The sequence below is a fragment of the Frankia sp. CeCAU1 genome, from assembly GCF_977971845.1.
Genome location: NZ_CDWWXA010000097.1, coordinates 1 through 8671, shown reverse-complemented (window position 1 = coordinate 8671; position 8671 = coordinate 1). Strand labels below are relative to the sequence as shown.

Sequence of the window (8671 nt, the reverse complement as noted above, 5' to 3'; positions counted from 1 at the left end):
GATCGCCGAGCTGATGACAGCCTACGACCGGGATGAACTCGGCGGGGCCTACGTCTTCCCCCGCGTGCGGGAGAAGGAAGCTGAAATCGCCACGTTGCGTGAGGGCCAGATGGCCTGGCTACGGTCGCGGACCGGCCCGAGCACGACCAACGTCGCCGAGTCCTGGCCGACCCTGGAGGTAGAGCAGCGGCGGGCCATCGTCGAGACGGTGATCGAGGCGGTGGTGCTCCGGCGGCCGATCCCAGGCGGGAAGAAGAGCACCTTCAACCCGGACCGGCTCGAAGTGATCTGGAAGTAACGGTCGCTGTGGCGAGCTGATGATCCACATAGGGTGCGAGGCCATCGGCTCCGTGCCCTGGGGCGTGTTCCCTCGCGGAGCACGCCCCTTTCCCTTGGGTGGCGCCGGTCTGGCGGCGTAAGGACGGTGCGCCGGGTAGTCGGGCCCATAGCATGGCGTCGATGCCGACACTCTTGATCGTCCACCACACTCCGTCGCCGTCCATGCAGGCGATGCTGGAGGCGGTGCTCGCTGGCGCCAGAGACGAGGCGATCGAGGGCGTAGAAGTGGTAGTCCGCGCAGCCCTGGCCGCCACTGCGGTTGACGTGCTGGCCGCAGACGGCTACCTGCTCGGGACGCCGGCCAACATCGGCTACATGTCAGGGGCTTTGAAACACTTTTTTGATCAATCCTATTACCCCTGCTTGGAAGCAACCATCGGTCGGCCGTACGCCCTGTATGTCCACGGCGGCTCCGACACCACGGGCGCGGTCCGCAGCGTGGAGACGATTGCAACCGGCCTGAAGTGGAAGCGCGTGCGTGAGCCTCTGACGGTGATCGGCACGCCGGACGCGAAAGCCCGCGAGGCCTGCTGGGAGCTGGGTGCTGCCACCGCCGCGAGCCTGATGCCGTAGCGGGCGTGGTGGCCGTCCACACCCATCCGGTCGGTCACGGAAAGCGACATCTCCGTGACCAGGGTTCGGCGTATTTCTGCGAGCAGATCTACTATCCCGTGCTTGAGGCAACCGTAGGCCGGCCGTACGCGCGGCAACAGCGACACCACCGGCGCGATCCGCGGCGGTGGTGTCACCACGGGGCTGAAGTGGAAGCGCCGGCGTGAGCCGCTGTCGATCGTCGGCGAAGTGGACGCCGCGGTACGCGAGGCGTGCTGGGAACTCGGCGCTATCGTTGCCGCCAGTCTGGCAGACGGCTTGAGCGCCGCCCCCGTTGGCCGTGTGGATCGGGAGCTAGCTGTGCGGCGCCGTCTGGGATGTCGGTGTTCGCCGGTACGGTGCCGCCATGTCGAGTCCGCCTTCGCCGCATGACGCGGTGTTCCGCCGGGTCCTCGGTGTGCCGTCGAACGCGGCGTCGCAGCTGCGCGCGACGCTGCCGGCGGCTCTTGTGGCCCGCCTCGACCTCGACCGGCTGGCGATTGTCCCCGGTAGCCTGGTCGACGCCACGCTGCGGTGGCGGCACACCGACCTGCTCTTCACCGCTCCGCTTGACGGCCATGAGGCGTTCATCTACGTCCTCGTCGAGCACCAGAGCAGCAGCGACCCGCTTATGGCGTTCCGGATGCTGCGTTACGTCGTGCGTGTTTGGGACCGCTACCTGGCAGACCATCACAAAGCGGCCCGGCTGCCAGCGGTGGTCCCGCTGGTCGTGCACCACAACGAGCACGCGTGGGTCGCCCCGACTCAGGTGCTCGACCTGGTCGACCTGGCTCCGGACCTCGCCGGCGCCTGGCGGGAGCATCTGCCCCGGTTCCAGTTCCTGCTCGATGACCTGGTTCGCGTTGACGAGCGGGAGCTGCGGGAGCGTCCGCTGACGCACTCGGTGCGGCTCACTCTGCTCCTCCTCAAGATCGTCCCTGGTAACCCCCGGCTCGCCCAGGACCTGCGACCGTGGGTCGACGAACTGCGCGCGGTCCTCGACGGCCCGGATGGCAGGGAGGAGTTCGCCACTTTGCTGCGTTACATTGAGCTGGTCGGAGAAGCGGACGCCCGCGACGAGTTGCATGACCTGATCGCCGGCCTTGGACCTGAGGCGGAGGATGCCTACATGACCATCGCAGAGATGCTCCGTGCCGAGGGTCGTGTCGAGGGTCGTGTCGAGTCGCTCCTCCAGCTGTTGACCCTCAAGTTCGGTCCGCTTCCCGAGGCCGCGCTCGCCGCCGTGCACGACGCCTCCGCCGGCCAGCTCCAGACCTGGACCGCTCGCGTCCTGATCGCCGACACGCTCGACCAGCTTTTCCTCTGACCAGCTGCAACGCCGCGGTAGCTCTCTTCGCGCGGGTTGCCTGTCAGCACGAGCACGCGTCCTGACGCGCCTTCAGCCCGGCCGCGGCGATGTTGGCCGGGTCGCTGCGGGGGATCGCGTCGGTGACCACGCGCACCAGGCGCACCCCCACCCATATGCACGTACTGGCCTTCCCGGACATGGATGATCCGTTCGGGTCCCCCGCTCCGACCGTGGTAGCCGGAACCCCCTGCTGTGCGAGATCATCCGGGCGCTCACCGCGACGGACCTGACAGCCGTCCCGCTGCGCTCGCTGCGGCAGGTGACCGAGCTACGGCTCGGCCTGCCCCAACCACGCGACGACCGCGTCGCCGCGCTCACAGCGGCGCTGGCCGGTGATCCCGCCGATCCGCGGACTCGGGCCGAGTTCGGCGCCACCGTCGGGGCGAGTGAACGTACAGTGAACGTACCTTGAGCCGCCTGTTCCGTTGCCAGACCGGGATGACCTTCCCGCAGACCGTGCTAAGGTCCCCCAAACTCACCGGTCGACGGATCGCCGTCACCTTGGTATGTCGATTTATCCTGTATCGTCCCCAATGGCATCATGAGCGGGGTGCCCCGGGGGACCGGGGAGAATCGGGAAGCCGGTGAAAGTCCGGCACGGGCCCGCCGCGGTAACCGGGAAGTCGCCGTCCATGCGCGTCGCGCAGCCACTGGGTCCTCGGGTCCGGGAAGGCGGACGGCCGGCGTTGATCCGGAAGTCCGAAGACCGGCCCCGCATCGACGTCGCCCGTCGTCGTGCGGGCGGCCGGACAGCGGGAGCCTGCCATGCCCACCGACAGCCACCCCACGAACCTCCGCCCCACGGACCTCTACGATGTCCTGCACCGGCGGCGCGACGTGCGCGGCCAGTTCACCGGCGCGCCGATCCCCGCCGACGTGCTCGACCGGGTGCTCGGGGCGGCTCACGCCGCGCCGAGCGTCGGCCTCAGCCAGCCCTGGGACTTCATCCTCGTCACCGACGAGCGGTCCCGGCGGGCCTTCCACACCCATGTGCACCGCGAGCGCGCCGTCTTCGCCGGGGCCCTGGCCGGTGAGCGTGCAGCCCGGTTCGCCCGGATCAGGATCGACGGCATCCTGGAGTCGTCGTTGTCGCTGGTTGTGACCTACGATCCGCACCGCGGGGGGCCGGCGGTGCTGGGGCGGCACGCCATTGCCGACGCCGGCTTGTACTCGGTGTGCCTGGCGATCGAGAACCTGTGGCTCTCCGCAACCGCCGAGGGCCTCGGGGTGGGCTGGGTGTCGTTCTACCGGGAGCCGTTCGTTCGTGACCTGCTCGCCATCCCCGCCGACATCCGGCCCGTGGCGTGGCTCTGCCTCGGGCCGGTAACCCACCTTGAGCACGTTCCCGACCTCGAACGCCATGGCTGGGCCCGGCGGCGTCCCCTCGCCGACGCCGTCCACGCCGAGCGCTGGGGCGCGATGCCGTCCGGGGGCGCGATGCCGTCCGGGGGCGCGATGCCGTCCGGGGACGGTGCTCCCGCTGATCCTGGAATCGAGGGGCCAGCGGGTGTCCAACACTTGTTGGACTTCAGGTATGACTGTGGTGAGCATGCGGGATCTCAGCCACGCCGTGGGTACCTGGGTTGACCGTGCGCACGCGGGAGAATCGATCGTCATCACTCGCAACGGACGACCGTGGGCGAGGCTGGTGCCCGAACTGACGCAGACGGGCAGTGACTACCTGGACCAACTCGTTGCCGAGGGGCGCGTTACCGTCCCCACCGCGAGCCTGGCTGATCTCCCCGAACCGACGTCTACGGGCAGCTGGGACGGCCGTGACTCCGTGGACGTGGTGGCGGAGCTACGCGGGGAATCTTCTTGAATTATCTGGACTCCAGCGCATTGATGAAGTTGACCCATCCGGAGCGTGGGACGCGTGCGCTGCGCTCCTGGCTTGCCGTCCGGCCAGGCGTCGCGGTGTCGTCCGCGCTTGTGATGCTCGAAGTGACCCGAGCGTTGCGCCGCAGCGACCCCGCCGCTCTTCCCCGTATCCCCGTATCCCCGACGTCCCGTCGCGGATCACGCTCGTGCCCATCGACCAGCCGATCATGGTCTCCGCCGCGGCCTTGACGGATCCGTTGCTGCGTTCGCCGGATGCCCTGCATCTCGCGACGGCGCTCCGGCTCGATGCGCCGTCACTGGTCTTCGTCAGCTACGACAAGCGCCTGTCGACCGCCGCCGCCCAGGAAGGCCTGACCGTTGCTGTGCCCGCCTGAGCCAGGTATGAGTATGTACCCATACCCATACCCCCATACCCTACGAGCGTGTGAAGGGAGACGTCCCGTGACCGATGCCAACATCCGCATCCCTGGTGAGGCAGGCGACCGGCTCGCGGAGGTCGCGGCGGCCGAGGGTCTGTCTTTGCGCGCCTATCCCGCCCGTCTCGCTGATCAGGTCCTCACTCTGGACGACACTGCCTTGGTCGCAGCCGGCCGGGCAACGTCCTGGCGTCTCGCCTGATCCACCAGGCGCATGCCGAGCCTGGCTGGTTTCTTCGCCCGAGCCGGTGGCCGGCGTTGGGAGCGGACCATGCCTGAGGAAGGGTGGACCATGCCTGAGCAAAACGTGGCGTCCGAGCAAAATATGGCGTCGGTGCTGCCCCGGTCCTTGGGTACTTCCTCGGATTCGCGCCGAGGATGGTGAGCCGGGCACCCCCGTTCGGCCCCACGTTTCCGTTCAGGTCGTGTTGAGCATTCCCGAAACCCGTGGCCAGGCTAGGCTCGTCCCACGTGAACGGCGTTCCCGAGCCACTGAACTAGCCGCTGAAAGGATCCTCATGCGACGGCGTCTGTCGATCATCCTGGCCGGCCTCGGCTTGTTCACCGCGTTGTTCGCCGCTGCGGCCTCGGCGGTGGCACCGGCGGCTCCGAGCGCCACGAGGGTCGTCGCGGAGCCGGTCGCGTTCACGACCTGGAACGAGAAGCAGCCACCGGCGGCCGTCACCTACGACCGGCATCTCGTTCCGGTCGGCGCCGGGGCGGTCGTACTGGCGGCCGGCGGACCTCGTACCGTGGTGGGCTTGGTGGTTCAGGGGCTGCTGCCCGGCCACAGGTACGGGGCGCATGTTCATCAGAAGGCGTGCGGCGCGACGGGTACGGCGGCCGGGCCGCATTACCAGAACGTGCCGGACCCGGTACAACCCTCTGTCGATCCGGCGTACGCCAATCCACACAACGAGGTCTGGCTGGATTTCAGTACGGACGCCGACGGCAACGGCCAGGCGTTCGCCGTCGTCGACTGGAACTTCCGAGCCGGCGGTGCCAGGGCGGTCGTGCTCCACGAGCACGGGACGAGTGGCATGCCCGGCGAAGCCGGATCCGCCGGTCCGCGGGCGGCCTGCATCACCGTTCCGTTCTCCTAAATTTTTCCTAGATCCGATCGCTTCGCTATCTTGTGGCGAAGCCGAAGGCAGCGGTCGCGTAGCCGGTTTGCCACAGTCAGAGTCTCCGGTGCGTGGTGGATGAGCACCAGGACGCCGGACGGTGGCGTGACGCGGCCGTGCGGCGGGTTCAGCAGGGCGGCCGTGCGGCGGGTTCAGCAGGGCGGCCGTGCGGCGGGTTCAGCAGGGCGGCCGTGCGGCGGGTTCAGCAGGGCGGCCGTGCGGCGGGTTCAGCAGGGCGGTGCGGTCGTCGCGCCCCCGACTGGGGCGCCCGTCGGGCAGCTTGTCGCCGTGGTCGAGGCGCCCGGGCTCGGCGACGGGGTCGGCGCGACCGTCGGGGAGGCGCCCGTCGGCTGCGATGGCCGGCTCGTAGGCGTGGCGCTCGGCTGCGCGCTCGCCGTGGTGGGTACCGGTGTCGCAGTGCCCGGGTCCGTCGGTGTCATCGGCTGTTCGTCGCCGACCGGGGGTGGGCTGGCCGGGCCGGGCCGAGCCGGGCCGGGCCGGGTGCCCGGCGTCCACAGCGGAGCACCGGCCGGCGGCTGGTTCGTGGGGCCGCCGGGGGCCGCCGGGCCGAACGACGGGGCGGGGGCGGCCGGTTCCACCTGGGGATCGGAGCCGCCGGCCCCGATGAGCGCGGCGACGAGCCCGACGAGCCCGACGAGCCCGACGATTCCAGCGAGCAGGACGACCGGCAGCGCTCCGTGCGCGCCCGGTGCCTGCCGCCGCCAGGACGCCGGGAGCCGGCCGAGCAGCATGCCGAGGAGCCCGCCGTCCGCCGGGTGTCGCGGCGGACCGGCTGCGCCGCCGTCGGCGGGATCCTGCACCGAGCCGTCCGCGCCCCGGCGGGGCACCGGGACGGTGCGCCACGACTGGTCGTCGCCCGGCGGTGGCGTCGGCCGGTTGGCCAGGGGATGGGTCGGCTGATCGGGCCGGTCAGGGTCCAGCGGCGCGCCGTTGCTGTTGCTGTTGCTGCCGTTGCCGGGTCCCGCGCTCAGCGGCGGGCGGGCCTGCCAGGGGGTGAGGGCCAACGCCGCAGCCCGGTCGGCGTCGGCCGGGGTGCGGACCGCGGAGTCCGAGACCAGGCTGCGGACCAGTTCGGCGGCGCTCGGGCGCTCCTCCGGCCGACGCCCGAGCGCCGCGCGCACCAGCGGGGCGAGCTTCACCGGCACGCCGGCGATGTCGGGTGGTCGGTCCTCGCGCATCCTGGTCAGCACGTCGGACTGCTCGGAGGCGAACGGCGGATGTCCCGTCGCCGCGTACGTCACGCAGGCGCCCCAGGCGAACACGTCGGCGGGGGGCCCGGCCCGTTCCCCGCGCAGCTGCTCGGGCGCCATCCAGGCCAGCGTGCCAATGAGAATCCCGGTGCGGGTGTGGCTGGGGATCCCCGAGGCCCGCGCGATGCCGAAGTCGATGACCTTCGGGCCGTCCCAGGCCAGCAGGATGTTCGAGGGCTTGAGGTCGCGGTGCACCACTCCGGCGGCATGGATGGCGATCAGCGCGTCGGCGAGTCCCACGCTGAAGCCGTGCAGCAGCCGTTCCTCCAGCCTGCCGTGGCGCAGCACCGCGTCGGCGAGGCTGGTGCCCTCCACGTATTCGGTCGCCAGCCACGGCGACGTGGCCTCGGGATCGGCGTCGAGCACCGCCGCGACCGCCCGGCCGTGCACCCGGCGGGCGGCGGCCACCTCGCGGCGGAACCGTTCCCGGAATTCGGGGTCGTCGGCGAACCGGGCGTCGGGAACCTTCACCGCGGCGGCCCGGCCGTCGGCGTTGAAACCGAGGTACACGGTGCCCATGCCGCCAGCGCCGATCCGGTTGTGGATCGTGAACGGGCCGACGTGGCGCGGGTCGTCGTCAACAAGCGGGGTCAGCATCGTGCCGCCTGTCCTGATCGCCGCGTTCGGTTCCGCGTTCGGTTCCGCGTTCGGCCGTGAGACTCGGAATGCCGGGGCTCACCCGAAAGCTCACTCCTTCGTCGGCGGTGGGCACGGGCCGAGGCCCGATGGCCGCCGGCCCGCGCCGCACCGGTGTCCGTGGGTCGACGGCATTCACAGCGTCATTCACAGCGTCATTCACAGCGTCCACGGCATCCGCGACGTCCACGGCCCCGCGAGACCCCTAACCCTGAACCGTAATGCTTCCAGCGCAGCGATGTGCGGCTGGGCGCGGAGGCGGGCGCCTCGGGTCCGCCACCCGCCACCGCCATCCGCCACCCGCCATCCGGTACCGCCCGCCGCCACCCGGACCCCGGCGGACGGCCCTACCGTCGGCTGCCGGAGACATTCGGGTCGCTCGGCGGAATCTTGTCCAGGGTGGAGAAGATTGTGCCAGTCCAGCGGAAGCGGACGTCGGCGTGGCCCGACGGGGCATCGACCGGGTCCCGCGGGTCGTAGGTGGCATAGCGCAGCACGACATCATGATCGTTACGCTGGCGCTGGAGGGTGATGCGCGCGCTGGGTGCCTTCGTGTCCGTGCCACGGTACTCACCGTCGGCGAAGACGAAGGCGAGCTGCCGGGGGGTGTCCCCGGCCGGCTGGCCGGTGCCGATCACTACGTTCAGTCGCCGGTCGGCCGCGTAGGTGCTCATGTCCGGCTCATAGCCCTTCCGGCGCACCGTGGCGGCGGCGTCGGCGGCGGACAGCGTCGCCGCGGTGGTCGCCGCCGTGGTCGCCACCGGTGTCGGGCTCGCTGACGCCGACGCCCGCGCCCGCGCCGATGCGGGCCCGGTTGTGGCGGGCGGCGCGGCGGCCTGCAACGGACCCGTCGTCCCGGCGGCCGTCCCCGCCGTCGCCAGCGGGTCCGGCGTCGACCCCGTGATGGTGGGCGTGTCGTCGCTACGGTTGAGCACCAGGGCCGCCGCGAGGCCCCCGCTGAGCAGCACCGCGAGCAGCGCGGCCACCGCCACGACGGCTCCACGCCGCCCGCCGCCCCCGCTCCCGCCTCTGCCCGACCCGACGCGCCACCCGTCGTCCTCCCAGCCGTCAGCGCCGTGGCTC

General features: G+C 71.0%; 10 protein-coding genes, 3 pseudogenes and 1 riboswitch. Of the genes and pseudogenes, 10 read left to right on the top strand and 3 right to left on the bottom strand.

Annotation, left to right across the window (positions count from 1 at the left end):
- The 3 genes and pseudogenes from AC08OO_RS16330 to AC08OO_RS16320 form a co-directional block, all read left to right on the top strand.
- A pseudogene (locus tag AC08OO_RS16330) lies at positions 1-298 on the top strand (recombinase family protein); the annotation flags it as partial.
- A gap of 152 nt (positions 299-450) precedes the next feature.
- Complete coding sequence (locus tag AC08OO_RS16325) at positions 451-912, top strand: flavodoxin family protein (protein ID WP_476610735.1); 462 nt, start codon at positions 451-453, stop codon at positions 910-912.
- 385 nt (positions 913-1297) lie between these two features.
- The gene (locus AC08OO_RS16320) at positions 1298-2257 is read left to right on the top strand and encodes an Rpn family recombination-promoting nuclease/putative transposase (RefSeq protein WP_476610734.1); all 960 of its coding nucleotides are present in this window, start codon (positions 1298-1300) and stop codon (positions 2255-2257) included.
- Between the two features lie 43 nt (positions 2258-2300).
- Here AC08OO_RS16320 and AC08OO_RS16315 read toward each other — a convergent pair whose 3' ends face one another.
- Complete coding sequence (locus AC08OO_RS16315; RefSeq protein WP_476610733.1) at positions 2301-2438, bottom strand: hypothetical protein; 138 nt, start codon at positions 2436-2438, stop codon at positions 2301-2303.
- 120 nt (positions 2439-2558) lie between these two features.
- Between AC08OO_RS16315 and AC08OO_RS16310 the strand changes: the two genes are divergently transcribed.
- The 7 genes and pseudogenes from AC08OO_RS16310 to AC08OO_RS16280 all read left to right on the top strand — a co-directional run bounded on the left by AC08OO_RS16310 (position 2559) and on the right by AC08OO_RS16280 (position 5660).
- Positions 2559-2711, top strand: a complete 153-nt coding sequence (locus AC08OO_RS16310) for a hypothetical protein (RefSeq protein WP_011437266.1) — start codon at positions 2559-2561, stop codon at positions 2709-2711.
- 119 nt (positions 2712-2830) lie between these two features.
- Positions 2831-3028, top strand: a riboswitch (cobalamin riboswitch).
- 36 nt (positions 3029-3064) lie between these two features.
- Positions 3065-3712, top strand: a pseudogene (bluB, locus tag AC08OO_RS16305) (5,6-dimethylbenzimidazole synthase); the annotation flags it as partial.
- A pseudogene (locus AC08OO_RS16300) lies at positions 3660-3902 on the top strand (hypothetical protein); the annotation flags it as partial. The pseudogenes bluB and AC08OO_RS16300, both read left to right, overlap by 53 nt.
- A gap of 45 nt (positions 3903-3947) precedes the next feature.
- Complete coding sequence (locus AC08OO_RS16295) at positions 3948-4121, top strand: hypothetical protein (protein ID WP_235187108.1); 174 nt, start codon at positions 3948-3950, stop codon at positions 4119-4121.
- A gap of 205 nt (positions 4122-4326) precedes the next feature.
- Positions 4327-4515: a PIN domain-containing protein gene (locus tag AC08OO_RS16290; RefSeq protein WP_476610732.1), complete on the top strand. Its 189-nt coding sequence runs from the start codon at positions 4327-4329 to the stop codon at positions 4513-4515.
- Positions 4516-4582: 67 nt separating this feature from the next.
- Positions 4583-4759 carry a hypothetical protein gene (locus AC08OO_RS16285; protein WP_023841116.1) on the top strand — a complete coding sequence of 59 codons (177 nt, stop codon included), beginning with the start codon at positions 4583-4585 and terminating at the stop codon, positions 4757-4759.
- Between the two features lie 316 nt (positions 4760-5075).
- Complete coding sequence (locus AC08OO_RS16280; protein ID WP_476610731.1) at positions 5076-5660, top strand: superoxide dismutase family protein; 585 nt, start codon at positions 5076-5078, stop codon at positions 5658-5660.
- A gap of 248 nt (positions 5661-5908) precedes the next feature.
- Here the strand turns inward: AC08OO_RS16280 and AC08OO_RS16275 are convergent, their stop codons facing one another.
- Both AC08OO_RS16275 and AC08OO_RS16270 read right to left on the bottom strand, forming a co-directional pair.
- The gene (locus AC08OO_RS16275; RefSeq protein ID WP_476618716.1) at positions 5909-7549 is read right to left on the bottom strand and encodes a serine/threonine-protein kinase; all 1641 of its coding nucleotides are present in this window, start codon (positions 7547-7549) and stop codon (positions 5909-5911) included.
- 386 nt (positions 7550-7935) lie between these two features.
- Positions 7936-8671 (bottom strand): LppP/LprE family lipoprotein (locus AC08OO_RS16270; protein WP_476618715.1); only part of this gene is annotated, 736 nt, incomplete at its 5' end.